Origin of the sequence: Streptomyces sp. 13-12-16 (assembly GCF_002114215.1) — a bacterium.
Classification (GTDB): domain Bacteria; phylum Actinomycetota; class Actinomycetes; order Streptomycetales; family Streptomycetaceae; genus Streptomyces.
This window is the reverse complement of record NZ_NCTE01001284.1, coordinates 1-497: the sequence shown is the minus strand read 5'-3', so window position 1 is coordinate 497 and position 497 is coordinate 1. Positions and strand designations below refer to the sequence as shown.

Here is a 497-nt window from a genome sequence, read left to right as displayed (position 1 = left end):
GGGGGGGCGGGGGGCGGGGCGGCCGTGGCGGGTGGGGGTGTCGGACCCGCTGCGTCCGGGCGGTCTCGCCGCGGTCGTCTCCGCGGCGGGTGCCTCGGAACTGGCTGTGGCGACGTCCGGCACGGCCGAGCGGGGTGATCACATCGTCGACCCGCGCACGGGCCGCTCCGCGGTGACCGACCTGGTCTCGGTGACCGTCGTGGCCCCTCGCCTGACGTGGGCGGACTGCTGGGCCACGGCGGCGTTCGCGATGGGCTCGCGGGAGGGACTGCGATGGCTGGAGTCCCTCCCGGACGTCGAGGCCCTGCTGATCACGGCGGGTGACGAGGTGCGGTGCACCGGGGGGCTGGCGGGCTGGCTGGGGTGAGCGGCGCCGCGGCTGAGGTACCGGCGTGTCACTCCCCCGCGTTCGCGAGGTGCCGCCGCGCCCACCCGTGCCGCCCCAGCGGCACGACTGCCCGCGGCTGCGGGGCGGGAGCCCGCGGCTGCGGGCAGGG

1 pseudogene is annotated in these 497 nt (G+C 78.7%); it reads left to right on the top strand.

Annotation, left to right across the window (positions count from 1 at the left end):
* Positions 1-367: pseudogene (locus B7767_RS39440) on the top strand (FAD:protein FMN transferase); the annotation flags it as partial.
* Between the last annotated feature and the right edge of the window lie 130 nt (positions 368-497).